The following is a 17187-nucleotide window of genomic DNA, read 5'->3' as shown; positions in this document are numbered from 1 at the left end:
GTCGGACTTTAGGCGGAACGGCCGGAAACGCGGGCCAATCGCGCGCTTCGCTGGCGCATTCGCGTCGAATCGCCCGCAAACGCGGAGATCTTCGGTATTCGGCACAATAATCGCGTCGCATCGCGCCGGGATTTGCACGAAACGCGGACGAATTTCCTTGCTTATCCGGAGCCCCCTTCCTAGAGTTCAGCGCAAGCGGGCACTCATTTCCAAGGACGTTCAATGACCGACATCACGGACCACGCGCGCGGCGCATTGCGCGCGCAGCCGTTCAGCATGCTGCTGGGCACGCAGCTGATGCATATCGGCGACAACGAAGTGTCGCTGTGTCTGCCGGTGCGCGAGGAATTGCGGCAGCAGCACGGTTTCGTGCACGGCGGCGTGATCAGCTATCTCGCGGACAACGCGCTGACGTTCGCCGGCGCGCTCGTGCTCGGCCCGCGCGTAATCACCGCCGAATACAAGATCAACTACCTGCGGCCGGCCGTGAACGGCACGCTGGTCGCCCGCGCGAAGCTCGTCTACGCGGGCCGGCACCAGGCGACCTGCCAGTGCCACGTGTTCGTCATCGACGGCGACCACGAACGGCTCGTCGCGATCGCGCAAGGCACGATCAACCGCGTCGGCGACGGCAAGATGCCGGATGCGCCGGCGGAAACGGCGTGAGTTGCCGAGGCCGAGCGTTGATGCCGCGCTAGCGTTTCATCGCAGCCAGATAAACCGCATCACGCTCGCGGCGGCCCACCGCGACCACCAGCACGATGACTTCCGCGTCGCGCACTTCGTAGACGAGGCGATAGCCGACACCACGCAGCTTGATCTTGTCGCGATCCGGGTGGCCATGCAATTTGGCTGACGGGATGCGGGGATGCTCCAGCCGCTCCGCGAGCCTGGCCTTGAATTGATCGCGCACGGTGCGATCGAGCTTCTTCCACTCCTTCAATGCAGGTTCGAGAAAGGCGAGTTCAAAGGTCATTCAGCTTGACCTTGACGACCTTCTCCTTGGCGCGCGAATCGGCCAACGCATTGGCTTCGATGTCTTCCAAACGTTCGACCATCGCCTCCCACGTCTTCGCGGGAATGCAGTAGAACGCGGGTTCGTTGTGATTCAGGATCGCGACCGGAAAACCTTCGCCTGCGGCAACGGTTCCCATCGGATTCCGCTTCAGCTCCGAGACGCTCGCCGTCACGCTCGCCAGAATGGTGTGGGGCATGTCTGCTCCTTTTTCGATCGAGCGTCGATTGCACTTCATTTGATACTAAATTTAGCATCAAAATTAGTTCTCGGATGCGCTGGGTACTCGACCGTCGAGGAGCGGAAGCAGCCTCCTGAAAGACGGCCCTAGTCGGCGTCATCCCCCACCAACGGCAAAAACCGCGGCGCCACCCGCGCCCGCACGTTCCCGTGCTCATCCGTCCGATAGATGCCGCGCGCCGCGTTGTGCGGATGCACGGCCGCGTCGGCCACGCTCAGCAGCGGCGCGAAACACGCGTCGGTGCCTTCGAGCAGCGCGCGCCAGTGCGCGGACGGCTGCTGCGCGAACACCTCGGCGAAACGCGCCTTCAGCGCGGGCCAGCGCGCCCGGTCGTACTGCGACGCGGGATCGACGTCGGTCAGCCCGAGCCGTTCGACCAGCAGCGCATAGAACGGCGGCTCGAGCGCGCCGATCGTCACGCATTCGCCGTCCGCGCAGCGATACACGTCGTAGAACGGCGCGTCGTGGAACAGGCTCGGCTGCGCGCCGTCGAGCTGCCCGTTCGCGCGTGCCCACAGCGCGAGCGAACCAAGCATCGACACGATGTCGACGATCGCGCCGTCGACCACGCGCCCCGGCCCGCCGCCGCGCACGTCGAGCAACGCGCAGACGATCCCGAACGCGAGCCCGAGCGCGCCGCCCGCATCGCCGACGACGGTCGGCGGCACGCCCGGCCGACCGTCGCGCGGCGCGGACAGCGACAGCAGCCCGGTCAGCGCGACGTAGTTCAGGTCGTGCCCCGCCGCGGCCGCGAGCGGGCCGTGCTGGCCCCAGCCCGTCATGCGCCCGTAGACGAGCGCCGGGTTGCGGCGTGCGCAAGCGTCGGGCCCGAGGCCGAGCCGCTCCATCACGCCGGGGCGCAAGCCCTCGATCAGCGCATCGGCTTGCGCGATCAGGTCGAGCGCGGCGTCACGCCCGGCTGGCGCCTTCAGGTCGAGTTCGACGATCGTCTTGCCTTCGCGCAGCAGGTCGCCGTCGCGGGCCCGCAACGCGTCCGGCGCACTGGTGCGGCCGGACGGGCGCGCGACCAGCGTGATGCGCGCGCCCATGCCGGCAAGCATCCAGCCCGCGAGCGGACCGGGGCCGAGACCTTCGAATTCGATGACGTGGATGCCGGAAAGCGGCGCGTTTAATGGCATGGCGGCCTCGCTGAAATGCAGTCGGGACAGGAGCGGCGAAACGTCCCGATTCTATGTGAATGCCTGCGCGCGCCGGTTTCGCGCGGTTAGGACCTGTTCACGCTAATAACGGGCTTGCGCTGGCCTCACGAATGAATTTCTCCAAACAGCGGAATGTTCCCTAGCCGACCACGTCGCACGCACGCTCGGCGAGCGCCGCCCGCATCGCGCGCACGATCGCGTCCCGATGCGGGTCGATCCGCTCGACGGGCCCGGCCACGCCCATCGCAAGCGGCAGCCCGTTCCAGCCGTCCGCGATCACCATCGAAATCATCGCGGCGCCCTGCGTGACGGTATGCGCCGAATACGAATAGCCGAGCCGGCGGGTCTGTTCGACCTTGTCGAGCACGACGTCCTCGTCGATCGTCCTGCCCGACTTCCCGATCCGGCGGATGCTGCGCGACACGAGCCGGCGGATCGTGCTGTCCGGCTGGAGGCTCAGCAGCGCCCAGCCAAGGCCCGACATGCAGATCTCGCGACGCGTGCCGATCGGCGCATAGAACTGCACCGGAATCGAATGCGAGCCTTCGACCGCATCGATGTACTGCACGTACAGGTCGCTCTGCACCGCGACCACGACCGCCTCGTGCGTGCGCGCCGCCAGCCGCTTCGCGACGGCATGCCAGTGCCGACGGCTGCCGGCCGCCGAATCGACCAGCGCTTCGCCGAGATTGACGAGCCGCGCGGTGGGCGCATACGCGTGGGTCGAGTCGTCGTATGCGAGGTAGCCGAGCGTCTTCATGCTGGTCAGCAGCGCCGCCGCGCTCGATCCCGGATACCCGCAGCGCGTGGCGATCTCGCGCACGCTCAGCGGCCGCTGCAAGGTGCTGAAGAGTTCCAGCACCTCGAACACGCGCGCCGCGCTCTTGACCACGTTTCCGCTCATCCCGCCTTCTCCGCAGAGACCGGCACGGGCCTTCCACGTATGTGGAACGGAATTTCCCGCCGCCGACCGTCGTGACGATACTAGGCTTCGGGCCGCGGCGTGAAGTCCCGCGGCACCGAATACACGGAGACACCATGGCAGCTTTTTTGAACCGTGAACGGCAGGGCGCGATCCTGACCGTCACGATGAACCGTCCCGACACCCGCAACGCCATTTCGGACACCGATGCGATCGACGCGTTGACCGACTGCTGCGACGAAGCGAACCGCGACGAATCGATCCGCGTGCTGGTCCTGACCGGCGCCGGCACGACGTTCTCGTCGGGCGGCAACGTGAAGACGATGCGCACGTTCATGGAATCGGGCCCGCACGACCCTGCCGCGATCCGGACCGGCTATCGGCGCGGCATCCAGCGGCTCGCGCACGCGTTCCAGCATCTCGAAGTGCCGGCCATCGCGGCGGTCAACGGCCCGGCCATCGGCGCCGGCACCGACCTCGCGTGCATGTGCGACATCCGCATCGCCGCCGACAGCGCGCGCTTCGCGGAGAGTTTCATCGCGCTCGGCCTCGTGCCGGGCGACGGCGGCGCGTGGTTCCTGCCGCAGATCGTCGGCGCCGCGGTCGCCGCGGAAATGTCGTTCACCGGCGATGCGCTGGACGCGCAGGCCGCGCTGCGCTGCGGGCTCGTGTCGCGCGTCGTGCCCGACGGCGACCTCCTCGCGCATGCGCAGGAACTGGCCGGCCGCATCGCCCGTCATTCGGGCACCGCGTTGCGCCTGACCAAGCGGCTGCTGCGCGAAGGCCGCCACGCGAGCCTCGACACGCTGCTCGACCTGTCGGCGTCGTACCAGGCGTTCGCGCACGCCAGCCCCGAGCATCGCGCGGCGGTCACCGCGCTGTTCGCCGCGCGCGGCTGAACCCGCGACGCATCGCGGCCGTGCAGCCGACGCATGCCGGCCTGCCGGCCCGTCGAATCCACATCGAAGGAGACATCGTCATGACCAGCAGCAACGAAGGCGCACTTGCAGGCGTGCGCGTGGTGGACCTGAGCCGCGTCTACGCGGGGCCGTTCTGCGCGCAGACGCTCGCCGACCACGGCGCGGACGTCATCAAGATCGAACCGCCGCAGGGCGACGAAACGCGCGACTGGGGGCCCGCGATGCCGAACGGCATCTCCAGCTACTACTGGGGGCTCAACCGCAACAAGCGCAATCTCGCGCTCGACCTGTCGCATCCCGACGGACGCGACGTGCTGTTGCGCGTGCTCGAAACGGCCGACGTGCTGATCGACAACTTCAAGCAGGGCACGCTCGAACGCTGGGGCATCGACTACGAACACTGCCTGCGCGCACGCTTTCCGCGCCTCGTCCACTGCTCGATTTCCGGCTACGGCACCGACGGCCCGCTCGCGCGGTTTCCGGGCTACGACGCGGTCGCGCAGGGCCTCGCCGGCTTCATGTCGATCAACGGCGAGCCGGGCGGCATGCCGCTCAAGGTGCCGTTTCCGGTCGTCGATCATGCGGCCGGCCTGAGCGCCGTCTCCACCATCCTGGTCGCGCTGGTCGAGCGGACGCGCTCCGGCCTCGGACAGCACGTCGACATCGACCTGTTCAGCACCGCGCTGTCGATGCTGCATCCGGTCAGCACGAGCTGGATGGCGACCGGCGACGTGCCCGTCGCGACCGGCAACGTGTACGGCGCGATCGCGCCGTACGGCGTCTATCCGTGCAAGGACAAGCCGGTCGCGACCGGCGCCGGCAACAACCGCACGTTCGCGCGGCTCGTCGAGGCGCTCGGCGTGCCCGAACTGGCGCGCGATCCGCGCTTCGCGACCAATGCGCAGCGCGTCGCGCATCGCGAAGCGCTCGACACGCTGCTCGGCCAGCTGACTGCCGAACTGCAGGCGGACGAGGTCGTCGAGCGGCTGATGCACGCCGGCGTCGCGACGGGGCCGGTGAACACCGTGGCCGATGCGTTCGGCCATCCGCAGGCGGCGCGCAACGCGATGTTCGTCGATACCGATACGTACACCGGCGCGGGCATTCCCGCCAAACTGTCCCGCACGCCCGGCTCGATACGCCGGCCGCCCCAACCGTTTGCCGCCGACACCGACGCCGTGCTCGACGCGTTCGGGATCGACGCGGCGCGCCGCGACGCGCTGCGGCAGGCCGGCGTGCTGCACGACATGCGGGCGGACGTGGCCGGGAGCGCGTCATGACCACCCAGCGCTTTTCTTCACCGGCGGGCGACGATGCCCCGTCTATCCTGCGCGACGACGCCGACGGCATCGCGTGGCTGACGATCCATCGCCCACACGTCGCCAATGCGCTGTCCGCCGACGCGATCCGCCGCCTGTGCGACGCGCTCGTCACGCTCGACGACAACCCGTCGATTCGCGTCGTCGTGATCCGCGGCGCGGGCGAACGCGCATTCAGCGCGGGCGTCGATCTCGGCGACCCCGAGATCCGCGGAATGCAGCCGATGCGCGGGCTCGCACGCAACGTGCACGAGCTGATCCTGGAGCTGCGCAAGCCGACCATCGCGGCCATCAACGGCTACGCGATCGGCGGCGGCTGCGAAATCGCGCTCGCGTGCGACCTGCGGATCGCTGCCGCTCACGCGACCTTCGCGCTGCCCGAAGCGCGGGTCGGCATGGGCGCGAACTTCGCGAGCGTGCTGCTGCCGCGCATGTTGCCGCACGCGATCGCGATGGAGCTGCTGTTCACGGGCCGCCGCTTCGACGCAGACGAAGCGCAGCGCGCCGGCCTGCTGAACCGCGTCGTGCCCGGCGCCGCACTCGACGACACCGTGCGCGAGCTGGCGCAGACGATCGCCGCGAACGCGCCGCTCACGATCCGCCGCATCAAGGAAACCGCGACGCGCAGCCAGGGGCTGCCGGTGGCCGCCGCGCTGCGGCTGGACGTCGGCCCTGACGTCTACGCGAGCGAGGACCGGATCGAGGGCGCCCGCGCGTTTCTCGAGAAGCGCAAGCCGGTGTTCAAGGGCCGCTGAGCCCGGCGCCGCACCGCAGCACCCGCGCGCACCGCTCCCAGAACGCGGGCGCGCCCAAAAAACATGGACGGAGACACCTTCATGCAACGGAAAGCATTCCTGGTCGGCGCGTGCGTGCTATGCGCGACGTCGGCGCACGCGTCGTCGGTCACGCTGTACGGGATCGTCGACGGCTACGTCGAATTCGATCGCATCGGCAGCCTGTCGACCCTGCGGCAAAGCGGCGGCGGCGCGTCGACGAGCCGCTTCGGCCTGACGGGCGTCGAGGATCTCGGCGGCGGCACATCGACGAAATTCGTGCTCGAAAGCGGCTTCTCGCCGGCCGACGGATCGTTCCAGGGCGGCACGCTGTTCTACCGGCAGGCCTATGTATCGCTGCAGAACACGCGCTACGGCGACCTGCGGCTCGGCCGGCAATACACGCCCGCGTTCTACGTCGTGTACGACGGCGATCCGTTCGGACTCAACGAACGGATGTCGCCGCTCGCGCTGCTCGCAACGTCGACCGACACGATCACGAGCAACACGACCCCGCCGATTCCGCGCTTCAACCAGGCGGCGTCGTATCTGAGTCCCGACTGGAACGGCCTGCGCGTGATGGCCACGTACGGCTTTCCGACGCCGAACGCACTCTCGACGCAAGCCGGACGCAACTACGGCGCCGGGCTTCAGTACCGGATCGGCGGGCTCTACGTCGGCGCCGGCTTCCAGGGCGATACGTCGGCCGGCAACCTGGCGCCCGTCGTCTCCCCGTCGACGACCCGCCACTACGTGTTCGCGGCCAACTACGCGTTCGCGCGCGTCAAGCTGTACGCCGCGTTCCTGTATGGCGTCGGCACGGCGGCGCGCCTGCCCGCGTTCTCGACCGCGAGCGTCGGTGCGTCGATCAACGTCGGCGCGCTCGATCGCGTGCTCGTGTCGGTGGTGCGCCGCGACGTGAAGGGTTCGGCGAACGATGCGACCGCGCTCGGCGTCGGCTACGACCATCCGCTGTCGAAGCGGACATCGCTCTACGCACGCTATCTCTGCATGAAGAACGGCGGCGACGCCCGCAATACCGTCGTCGCCGGTCTGCAACCGCAACCGGGCGGCACCGAGCAGGTGTTTGCGCTCGGCGTCACTCACCGCTTCTGACGGAGTGCCCATGACCCCGACCCTTTCGATCCACCCGGCCGCCGTCGACGATGGCGCGACGCAGGCACTCTACCGCCGAATCTCGCGCCGGCTGCTGCCGTTCCTGATCCTCTGCTACACGCTGTCGTTCATCGACCGGATCAACATCGGCTTCGCGCACGCACAGATGGCCGCCGAACTGCACTTCTCCGACGCCGTCTACGGGCTCGGCGCGGGCATTTTCTTCATCGGCTACATGGCGTTCGAGATTCCGAGCAACGCGTGGCTCGCGCGGATCGGCGCGCGCCGGACGATCGCCCGGATCATGGTGCTGTGGGGCCTCGGCTCGGCCGCGACGATGTTCGTCGCGACGCCCGCGCAGTTCTACGCGTGCCGCTTTCTGCTGGGCGTGTTCGAGGCCGGCTTCTTCCCCGGCATCCTGTTCTATCTCGGCGCGTGGTATCCGCCGCGGCAGCGCGCCAAGGCGTTCGCGCTGTTCATGACCGCGCTGTACCTCGCGGGGCTGATCGCCGGCCCCGTGTCGGGCGCGATCCTGTCGTACTTCGACGGCGTGGCCGGCCTGAGCGGCTGGCAATGGCTGTTCGTCGTCGAAGGGCTGCCGAGCAGCGCGCTCGGCCTCGTCGCGCTGCGCTTTCTCGACGACCGGCCGGACGACGCACGCTGGCTGTCTGACGCCGACAAGGCCGCGCTGCGCGCCGCGCACGCGCAGGCCGAAGCCGGTACGCCGGCCGCGAACGCGGCGCGGCCGTTGCTCGCACATCGCGATTTCTGGCTGCTGTGCGCGGCCAATTTCGCAATCGCGGCCGCCGGCTACGCGCTCGTGTTCTGGATGCCCGTGATCCTGCATCGCGGCGGCCTGCATGGCGCGATGCAGATCGGGCTGCTGTCCGCGCTGCCGTACCTGTGCGGCATCGTCGGCATGCTCGCGATGGGCTGGCGCACCGAGCGCCGGCGCGAATGGCGCAAGCACGGCGCCGTCGCGATGCTCGCGTGCGCGGCGGCCCTCGCCGGCCTCGCGAGCAGCGCCGGCACGTCGCACCTGATGATCGCGCTGTGCATCGCGGTCGCCACGCACGCCGCGGCGCTGCCCGCGTTCTGGGTGCTGCCGGGGCTCGCGCTGCCGAAGCGCTCGATGGCGGTCGCGATCGCGGCGATCACGATGACCGGCGCGATCGGCGGATTCGCGAGCCCGTTCCTGATGGGCGTGCTCAACACGGCCACCGGGTCGATGCGCGGCGGCCTCTATTTCAATGCCGCGCTGCTGGCGGCCGGCGCGTTCGCGTTGCTCGGCACGCTGCGCGCCCGCGCGGCGGCGCGCGCGAACGCCGGCTGACGGCACGCCTTCTTCCCCCCTGTACGGACCCACCCTCATGAATTTCGACCTCGAACTCGAACACCGGATGATCCGGGACCTCGTCGCACGTTTCGTGAAGGACGAACTGATTCCGCTCGAAGCGGCGGTGATGGCGCGCGAGGCCGACGGCCAGCGTTTCGGGCTGCTCGCCGACGAGCGCGCGCACCTCGACGAGCGCTCGCGGCAACTCGGCCTGTGGGGACTCGACGCGCCGCTCGACGCGGGCGGCTCGGACCTGCCGGCCGTCGCGATGGTCGGCGTGAACGAAGCGATCGGTACGACCGTGACCCCGTACATCCTGCCGCCCGACTCGCCGAACCTGCGGATGCTGTGCGATGCGGCCGACGCGGCGCAACGTGCGCGCTATCTCGACCCGTACGCACGCGGCGCCACGCGCGCGGCAATGGCGATCTCCGAGCCGGGCGCCGGCTCCGATCCGGGCGCGCTGTCGACGATGGCCGTGCGCGATGGCGACACCTGGGTGCTGAACGGCCGGAAGATCTGGATCAGCCATGCGGCCGAAGCCGACTGGACGATCGTGATGGCGCTGACCGATCGCAGCAAGGGCAAGCGCGGCGGCATGTCGGCGTTCATCGTCGATCGCGACACGCCGGGCTTCGTCATCGAGCGCCGGATCCCGATGATCGGCGGCCTGTCGACCTACGAAATCGTGCTGGAAGACTGCCGCATTCCCGCCGCGCAATTGCTGGGCCGGGAAGGCGCCGGCTTCGCGCCGATGCAGGCCCGGCTCGCGAACCGGCGGCTGGAGATGGCCGCATGGTGCATCGGCCGCGCCGAGCGCGCGGTCGCGCTGCTGTGCGACCATGCGAAACAGCGCACGACCTTCGGCGTGCCGCTCGCGGAGCGCCAAGCGGTCCAGTGGTGGGTCGCCGACGCGCTCACGCAGATCCATGCGTGCCGCCTGATGACCTACGAAGCGGCCGCGCGCGTGGATGCCGGGCAGGATGCACGCACGCAGATCTCGATGGTCAAGGTGTTCGCGACCGAAATGGCGTCGACCGTCATCGATCATGCGATGCAGACGCTCGGCGCGATGGGCATGACGAAGGAAATGCCGTTGCAGCAGATGGCCAGCGAAGCGCGGCTGATGCGCATCTTCGAAGGCCCGACCGAGGTGCACCGTTGGGTCGTCGCGCGCAGCGTGCTCTGACCGCGGCGCGCCGCCCACTTCCACGATGGAGCCCTGCGTTGAACACCCTGCCTCTCGTCGATCCCGAAATCCGCCCGCTGCTCGAGACCTGGCCGACCGTCACGCTCAGCGCCGACAACCTCGCACAGTCGCGCCAGCGCGTGCTGCCGCTGCCGCCGCCCGACCCGGCCGGCAGCACGCTCGAACGCCGCACGGTACCCGGTCCTGCCGGCGCGCCGGACGTCCCGGTCCTCGTCTATTTGCCCGACGGCCATGCGCGCCCGCTGCCGGCGGTCGTCCACCTGCACGGCGGCGGCTACGTGCGCGGCGCGGCGAAGGAGCTCGAAGCGGTGCACCGGTCGCTCGTGACGCAGCTCGGCTGCGCGCTGATCTCGGTCGACTACCGTCTCGCGCCGGAAACCGTGTTTCCCGGTGCGATCGAGGACTGCTACGCGGCGCTCGGCTGGGTGTTCCGTCACGCCGACACGCTCGGCATCGACGCCGCGCGGATCGGCGCGGCGGGCGAAAGCGCGGGCGGCGGGCTCGCCGCCGCGCTGGCGCTGCTGGCCCGCGACCGCGGCGAATTCCCGCTCGCGTTCCAGCACCTGATCTATCCGATGCTCGACGATCGCACCTGCACGCGCACGCCGCATCCGCATGCCGGCGAATTCATCTGGCATGCGGCCAACAACCGGTTCGGCTGGACCGCGTTGCTCGGTCACGCGCCGGGCATCGACGGCGTGTCGCCGTACGCGGCGGCCGCGCGCGCCACGCGACTCGACGGCCTGCCGCCCACGTTCCTGTCGGTCGGCTCGCTCGACCTGTTCCTCGACGAAAATCTCGACTACGCGCAGCGCCTGCTGCGCGCGGGCGTGCCGACCGAGCTGCACGTGCTGCCCGGCGGCGTACACGGATTCGACCTCGTACCCGGCGCGCGGGTCTCGGAAACGGCGCGCCGCCTGAGCCACGACGCGCTGCGCCGTTTCCTGCACGGCTGACCAAAACGACGCGGGCGGCCGAAGCCGCCCGCATCCGCGTCGATCCCGACGACGACGCTCAGAACGCGTCGCCCGGCACCCGCACCCACCCTTCCATCAGCACGCGCGCGCTGCGGCTCATGATCGCCTTCGTGACGGTCCATTCGCCGTTCTCGCGCCGCGCTTGCGCGCCGACGCGCAGCGTGCCCGACGGATGCCCGAAGCGCACCGCATTGCGTTCGCCGCCGCCCGCCGCGAGATTGACGAGCGTGCCCGGGATCGCCGCGGCCGTGCCGATCGCGACCGCCGCCGTGCCCATCATCGCGTGGTGCAGCTTGCCCATCGACATCGCTCGCACCAGCAGGTCGACGTCGCCCGCATTCACGCGCTTGCCGCTCGACGCGACGTAGTCGGCCGGCTTCGCGACGAACGCGATCTTCGGCGTGTGCTGCCGCGTCGCGATTTCGTCGAGCGTGTCGATCAGGCCCATCCGCAGCGCGCCGTGCGCGCGGATCGTCTCGAACTTCTCGAGCGCCTTCGGGTCGCCGTTGATCGCGTCCTGCAATTCCGTGCCCGTATAGCCGATCGCTTCCGCGTCGACGAAGATGGTCGGGATGCCCGCGTTGATCATCGTCGCCTTCAGCGTGCCGATGCCCGGCACGGCCAGATCGTCGACGAGGTTGCCGGTCGGGAACATCGAGCCGCCCGCGCCTTCTTCCTCGGCGGCCGGGTCCATGAATTCGAGCTGCACTTCGGCGGCCGGGAACGTGACGCCGTCCAGTTCGAAGTCGCCCGTCTCCTGCACCGCGCCGTTCACGATCGGCACGTGCGCGACGATCGTCTTGCCGATGTTCGCCTGCCAGATCCGCACGGTCGCGACGCCGTCGCGCGGCACGCGCGCCGGATCGACGAGCCCGCCGCCAATCGCGAACGGGCCGACCGCCGCCGACAGGTTGCCGCAGTTGCCCGTCCAGTCGACGAACGCCTTGTCGATCGCGACCTGGCCGAACAGGTAGTCGACGTCATGACCGGGCCGCGTGCTCTTCGACACGATCACCGTCTTGCTGGTGGACGACGTCGCGCCGCCCATCCCGTCGATCTGCTTGCCGTACGGATCGGGGCTGCCGATCACGCGCAGCAGCAGCGCGTCGCGCGCGGCGCCCGGCGTCTGCGCGGCATCCGGCAGGTCCTGCAGCCGGAAGAACACGCCCTTGCTGGTGCCGCCGCGCATGTAGGTCGCGGGAATCCTGATTTGAGGAATGTGAGCCATGTCTGTGTTCCCAATGTGCGCCGGTCAGGCGGCCTGCGACGATTCGAGGAAGTCCTGCGCGAAACGCTGCAGCACGCCACCCGCTTCGTAGATCGACACTTCCTCGGCCGTATCGAGCCGGCACGTCATCGGCACCTCGACGCGTTCGCCGTTCCTGCGGTGAATCACGAGCGTCAGGTCGGCGCGGGGCGTGCGCTCGCCGACCACGTCGAAGGTCTCGGTGCCGTCGATGCCGAGCGTCGTCCGGTTGGTGCCCGGCTTGAACTCGAGCGGCAGCACGCCCATCCCGATCAGGTTCGTGCGGTGAATCCGCTCGAAACCTTCGGCGGCGATCGCCTCGACGCCCGCGAGCCGCACGCCCTTCGCGGCCCAGTCGCGCGACGAGCCCTGGCCATAGTCGGCGCCGGCCACGACGATCAGCGGCTGCTTGCGATTCATGTACGTCTCGATCGCTTCCCACATCCGCATGACCTCGCCTTCCGGCTCGACGCGCGCGAGCGAACCCTTCTTCACTGCGCCGTCGACGATCGCCATCTCGTTGATCAGCGTCGGGTTCGCGAAGGTCGCGCGCTGCGCGGTCAGGTGGTCGCCCCGGTGCGTCGCGTACGAGTTGAAGTCTTCTTCCGGCAGGCCCATCTTCGCGAGGTATTCGCCGGCCGCGCTGTTCGGCAGAATCGCGTTCGACGGCGACAGGTGGTCGGTCGTGATGTTGTCGCCGAGCACCGCGAGCGGACGCATGCCCTTCAACGTGCGCTCGCCGGCCAGCGCGCCTTCCCAGTACGGCGGGCGGCGGATATACGTGCTCTGCGCACGCCAGTCGTACAGCGGCGCCGCGCGCTCGCCTGCGTCGGCGCTGCGCGCGAACATCGGCTCGTAGACCTTCCGGAACTGCTCGGGCTTCACGCTCGACGCGACGATCGCATCGATCTCCTCGTCGGTCGGCCAGATGTCCTTCAGCGTGACGGGCTTGCCGTCCTGATCGTGACCCAGCACGTCCTTCTCGATGTCGAAGCGGATCGTGCCGGCGATCGCATACGCGACGACGAGCGGCGGCGACGCGAGGAACGCCTGCTTCGCATACGGGTGAATGCGGCCGTCGAAGTTGCGGTTGCCGGACAGCACGGCGGTCGCGTACAGGTCGCGCTCGACGATCTCCCGCTGGATCTTCGGATCGAGCGCGCCCGACATCCCGTTGCAGGTCGTGCATGCGAACGCGACGATGCCGAAGCCGAGCTTCTCGAGTTCCGGCAGCAGGTTCGCTTCTTCCAGATACAGCTCGACCGCCTTCGAGCCGGGCGCGAGCGAACTCTTCACCCATGGCTTGCGCGTCAGGCCCTTCGCGTTCGCGTTGCGGGCGAGCAAGGCGGCGGCAATCACGTTGCGCGGGTTGCTGGTGTTCGTGCAGCTCGTGATCGCGGCGATGATCACCGCGCCGTCGGGCATCTCGCCCGGCTTCTCTTCCCACTGGCCGGCGATCCCGCGCGCAGCGAGATCGGACGTCGGCAGCCGCTTGTGCGGGTTCGACGGGCCGGCCATGTTGCGCACGACGCTCGACAGGTCGAACGTCAGCGTGCGCTCGTATTGCGCATTGGCGAGCGTATCGGCCCACAGGCCCGCCGCCTTCGCGTAGGTCTCGACCAGCTTCACCTGCTCGTCGCTGCGGCCGGTGAGGCGCAGATAGTCGGTCGTCTGGCCGTCGATGAAGAACATCGCGGCCGTCGCGCCGTATTCGGGCGCCATGTTCGAGATCGTCGCGCGATCGCCGAGCGTGAGGCTCGCCGCGCCAACGCCCCGGAACTCCAGGTACGCGCCGACCACCTTCTCCTTGCGCAGGAACTCGGTCAATGCGAGCACCACGTCGGTCGCGGTGATGCCGGGCTGGCGCTTGCCGGTCAACTCGACGCCGACGATGTCGGGCAGGCGCATCCACGACGCACGGCCGAGCATCACGTTCTCGGCTTCGAGCCCGCCGACGCCGATCGCGATCACGCCGAGCGCATCGACGTGCGGCGTGTGGCTGTCGGTGCCGACGCAGGTGTCCGGGAACGCTACGCCATCCTGCACCTGGATCACCGGCGACATCTTCTCGAGGTTGATCTGGTGCATGATGCCGTTGCCCGGCGGGATCACGTCGACGTTCTCGAACGCCTTCTTCGTCCACTCGATGAAGTGGAAGCGATCCTCGTTGCGGCGATCCTCGATCGCGCGGTTCTTCGCGAATGCGTCCGGATCGAAGCCGCCGCATTCGACGGCGAGCGAGTGGTCGACGATCAGCTGGACGGGCACGACCGGGTTCACCTTCGCCGGGTCGCCGCCGCCGTCCGCGATCGCGTCGCGCAGGCCCGCGAGATCGACGAGCGCCGTCTGTCCGAGGATGTCGTGGCACACCACGCGCGCCGGGAACCACGGGAAATCGCGTTCGCGCTTGCGCTCGATGATCTGCTTCAGCGAATCGGCGAGGATCGCCGGATCGCAGCGGCGCACGAGGTTTTCGGCGAGCACGCGCGACGTGTACGGCAGCGTGTCGTACGCGCCGGGCGCGATCGCGTCGACCGCGGCACGCGCGTCGAAATAGTCCAGCGACGTGCCGGGCAGGGGTTTGCGGTTGGCGGTATTCATGGTGTGGGGCGGAATTCGGGGTAAGACGTGCCGCGTGCGCCGGCCGCCCGCATCACGGGCGCCGGCGCATGCGGCGGACGATCAGCGCTTCTCGATCGGCACGAACTGCAGGTCTTCCGGACCGGTGTAGTTCGCGCTCGGGCGGATGATCTTGTTGTCGATGCGCTGCTCGATGATGTGCGCGCTCCAGCCCGACGTGCGCGAGATCACGAACAGCGGCGTGAACATCGCGGTCGGTACGCCCATCATGTGATACGACACCGCGCTGAACCAGTCGAGGTTCGGGAACATCTTCTTCGCGTCCCACATCACCGATTCCAGGCGCTCGGCGATGCTGTACAGCTTGGTGTCGCCCGCTTCCTTCGACAGCTTGTGCGCGACGCCCTTGATCACCTTGTTGCGCGGATCGGAGATCGTGTAGACCGGATGGCCGAAGCCGATCACGACTTCCTTGTTCTCGACGCGGCGGCGGATGTCGGCTTCGGCGTCGTCCGGCGAGCTGTAGCGGCTCTGGATCTCGTACGCGACTTCGTTCGCGCCGCCGTGCTTCGGCCCGCGCAGCGCGCCGATCGCGCCGGTGATCGCCGAGTAGATGTCCGAGCCCGTGCCCGCGATCACGCGACCGGTGAACGTCGACGCGTTGAATTCGTGCTCCGCGTACAGGATCAGCGACGTGTGCATCGCCTCGACCCACGACTTCGACGGCGTCTTGCCGTGCAACAGGTGCAGGAAGTGGCCGCCGATCGAGTCGTCGTCGGTTTCCGTCTCGATGCGCTTGCCGTTGTGCGAGAAGTGATACCAGTACAGCAGCATCGAACCGAGCGACGCCATCAGGCGGTCGGCGATGTCGCGCGCGCCCGGCAGGTTGTGGTCGTCCTTCTCCGGCAGCACGGTGCCGAGCACCGACACACCGGTACGCATCACGTCCATCGGATGAGCCGACGCCGGGATCTGTTCGAGCGCGGCCTTCAGCGCGCTCGGCAAGCCGCGCAGCGCGCGCAGCTTGGTCTTGTACGCGGCCAGTTCGGTCAGGTTCGGCAGCGTGCCGTGCACGAGCAGATGCGCGATTTCCTCGAATTCGCACGATTCGGCGACGTCGAGAATGTCGTAGCCGCGATAGTGGAGGTCGTTGCCGGTCTTGCCGACCGTGCACAGCGCCGTGTTGCCGGCCGTCACGCCCGACAGCGCCACCGACTTCTTCGGCTTGAATGCGCCTGCGGCGGCCGGTGCTGCTGCGTCTTTCGTCTCGCTCATGTTTTCCTTCTCCAATGGGTATCGGGGGGTGCGGGCCGCGTTACTTCTTGCCCTGCGCGAACAGTTCGTCGAGCTTGCGCTCGTATTCGTGATAGCCGAGGAAGTCGTACAGCTCGGCGCGCGTCTGCATCGTCGGCACGGCCGCCTTCTGCGTGCCGTCGCGGCGCAGCGTCTCGTAGAAATTCAGCGCGGCCTTGTTCATCGCGCGATACGCGCCGCAGCAGTACAGCGCGATGTCGACGTTCGCCTCGCGCAGCTCGTCGACCGTGAACAGCGGCGTCGAGCCGAACTCGGTCAGGTTCGCGAGGATCGGCACCTTCACGGCGGCCTTGAAGCGGCGGTAGTCGTCGAGCGTCTTCATCGCTTCCGGGAAGATCATGTCCGCGCCGGCTTCGACGTACGCAACCGCGCGCTCGATCGCCGAATCGATCCCTTCCGCGGCGGCCGCGTCGGTGCGCGCCATGATCACGAACTGGTCGTCGGTGCGCGCGTCGACCGCGGCCTTCACGCGATCGACCATTTCGTCGATCGGCACGACTTCCTTGCCCGGACGGTGGCCGCAGCGCTTCTGGCCGACCTGGTCCTCGAGGTGCACGGCCGCGACGCCGGCGTTGATGAACGAGCGGACCGTGCGCGCGATGTTGAACGCACCGCCCCAGCCCGTGTCGATGTCGACCAGCAGCGGCAGGTCGGTCGCGTTGGTGATCCGCGTCGCGTCGATCAGCACGTCTTCCATCGTGCTGATGCCGAGGTCGGGAATGCCGAGCGAGTTCGCGGCGACGCCGCCACCCGACAGGTACACGGCCTTGAAGCCGACGGCCTGCGCCATCTTGGCCGCGTACGCGGTGATCGCGCCGACCACCTGCAGCGGCTGCTCGGCCGCGACTGCCGCGCGGAACTTCGCGCCGGCGCTCTGAAGATGCGTATTGCTCATGAACGGCCTCCTGATGGAATGCCCGATAACAGCAAGGACCGGGCCAGCTTGCGGAACGTCGCTAACTCACTGATTCTTAAGCGACCGCCGTGGGTGCGGCACCGCCCGGCGATTTCAATTTAGCGATTTCATGTTTCAAAAATGAAATCGCGCGCGCATAATC

At 68.6% G+C, this 17187-nt stretch carries 16 protein-coding genes; 8 read left to right on the top strand and 8 right to left on the bottom strand.

Annotated elements, in window-relative coordinates; all coding sequences use genetic code 11:
- The first annotated feature begins 222 nt into the window (after positions 1-222).
- Positions 223-666: a PaaI family thioesterase gene (locus tag J8I33_RS07800; RefSeq protein WP_050018269.1), complete on the top strand. Its 444-nt coding sequence runs from the start codon at positions 223-225 to the stop codon at positions 664-666.
- Between the two features lie 28 nt (positions 667-694).
- Here J8I33_RS07800 and J8I33_RS07795 read toward each other — a convergent pair whose 3' ends face one another.
- The 4 genes from J8I33_RS07795 to J8I33_RS07780 form a co-directional block, all read right to left on the bottom strand.
- Positions 695-976, bottom strand: a complete 282-nt coding sequence (locus J8I33_RS07795) for a type II toxin-antitoxin system RelE/ParE family toxin (RefSeq protein WP_050018268.1) — start codon at positions 974-976, stop codon at positions 695-697.
- Positions 966-1214, bottom strand: a complete 249-nt coding sequence (locus J8I33_RS07790; protein WP_209934332.1) for a type II toxin-antitoxin system Phd/YefM family antitoxin — start codon at positions 1212-1214, stop codon at positions 966-968. Before J8I33_RS07790 ends, J8I33_RS07795 begins: the two co-directional genes overlap by 11 nt.
- A gap of 128 nt (positions 1215-1342) precedes the next feature.
- Positions 1343-2395 (bottom strand): CaiB/BaiF CoA-transferase family protein, encoded by a 1053-nt coding sequence (locus J8I33_RS07785; protein ID WP_209934325.1) that lies wholly within the window; start codon positions 2393-2395, stop codon positions 1343-1345.
- 160 nt (positions 2396-2555) lie between these two features.
- Positions 2556-3320, bottom strand: coding sequence for a helix-turn-helix domain-containing protein (locus J8I33_RS07780; RefSeq protein WP_050013340.1), 765 nt, complete (start codon positions 3318-3320; stop codon positions 2556-2558).
- A 134-nt stretch (positions 3321-3454) separates the two neighbouring features.
- On the opposite strand from J8I33_RS07780, the gene J8I33_RS07775 reads away from it, so the two are divergent.
- From J8I33_RS07775 to J8I33_RS07745, 7 genes are all read left to right on the top strand, one after another.
- The gene (locus tag J8I33_RS07775; RefSeq protein WP_209934318.1) at positions 3455-4237 is read left to right on the top strand and encodes a crotonase/enoyl-CoA hydratase family protein; all 783 of its coding nucleotides are present in this window, start codon (positions 3455-3457) and stop codon (positions 4235-4237) included.
- Positions 4238-4317: 80 nt separating this feature from the next.
- A complete protein-coding gene (locus J8I33_RS07770; RefSeq protein ID WP_209934316.1) occupies positions 4318-5538 on the top strand; it encodes a CoA transferase in 1221 nt (406 codons plus the stop codon).
- The gene (locus J8I33_RS07765; protein WP_209925019.1) at positions 5535-6332 is read left to right on the top strand and encodes an enoyl-CoA hydratase-related protein; all 798 of its coding nucleotides are present in this window, start codon (positions 5535-5537) and stop codon (positions 6330-6332) included. The genes J8I33_RS07770 and J8I33_RS07765 overlap by 4 nt, the downstream gene beginning before the upstream one ends.
- 81 nt (positions 6333-6413) lie before the next feature.
- Complete coding sequence (locus J8I33_RS07760; protein ID WP_209925018.1) at positions 6414-7466, top strand: porin; 1053 nt, start codon at positions 6414-6416, stop codon at positions 7464-7466.
- Between the two features lie 10 nt (positions 7467-7476).
- Positions 7477-8799 carry an MFS transporter gene (locus J8I33_RS07755; protein ID WP_209934314.1) on the top strand — a complete coding sequence of 441 codons (1323 nt, stop codon included), beginning with the start codon at positions 7477-7479 and terminating at the stop codon, positions 8797-8799.
- Between the two features lie 37 nt (positions 8800-8836).
- The gene (locus J8I33_RS07750; RefSeq protein WP_209934309.1) at positions 8837-9991 is read left to right on the top strand and encodes an acyl-CoA dehydrogenase; all 1155 of its coding nucleotides are present in this window, start codon (positions 8837-8839) and stop codon (positions 9989-9991) included.
- A gap of 38 nt (positions 9992-10029) precedes the next feature.
- Positions 10030-10968, top strand: coding sequence for an alpha/beta hydrolase (locus tag J8I33_RS07745; protein ID WP_209934301.1), 939 nt, complete (start codon positions 10030-10032; stop codon positions 10966-10968).
- A 58-nt stretch (positions 10969-11026) separates the two neighbouring features.
- Here J8I33_RS07745 and prpF read toward each other — a convergent pair whose 3' ends face one another.
- The 4 genes from prpF to prpB all read right to left on the bottom strand — a co-directional run bounded on the left by prpF (position 11027) and on the right by prpB (position 17024).
- Positions 11027-12217 (bottom strand): 2-methylaconitate cis-trans isomerase PrpF, encoded by a 1191-nt coding sequence (gene prpF, locus J8I33_RS07740; protein WP_175973829.1) that lies wholly within the window; start codon positions 12215-12217, stop codon positions 11027-11029.
- A gap of 24 nt (positions 12218-12241) precedes the next feature.
- Entirely contained in the window at positions 12242-14836 is a 2595-nt protein-coding gene (gene acnD, locus J8I33_RS07735; RefSeq protein WP_209934296.1) for a Fe/S-dependent 2-methylisocitrate dehydratase AcnD, read from the bottom strand.
- A gap of 81 nt (positions 14837-14917) precedes the next feature.
- Entirely contained in the window at positions 14918-16090 is a 1173-nt protein-coding gene (gene prpC / locus J8I33_RS07730) for a 2-methylcitrate synthase (protein WP_006480321.1), read from the bottom strand.
- A 40-nt stretch (positions 16091-16130) separates the two neighbouring features.
- Positions 16131-17024, bottom strand: a complete 894-nt coding sequence (prpB, locus tag J8I33_RS07725; protein ID WP_006480320.1) for a methylisocitrate lyase — start codon at positions 17022-17024, stop codon at positions 16131-16133.
- Positions 17025-17187: the final 163 nt, after the last annotated feature.

The organism is Burkholderia sp. AcTa6-5, from assembly GCF_017815075.1.
Classification (GTDB): domain Bacteria; phylum Pseudomonadota; class Gammaproteobacteria; order Burkholderiales; family Burkholderiaceae; genus Burkholderia; species Burkholderia sola.
The sequence above is the reverse complement of the archived record's forward strand: the minus strand, read 5'-3'. Positions and strand labels throughout refer to the sequence as shown.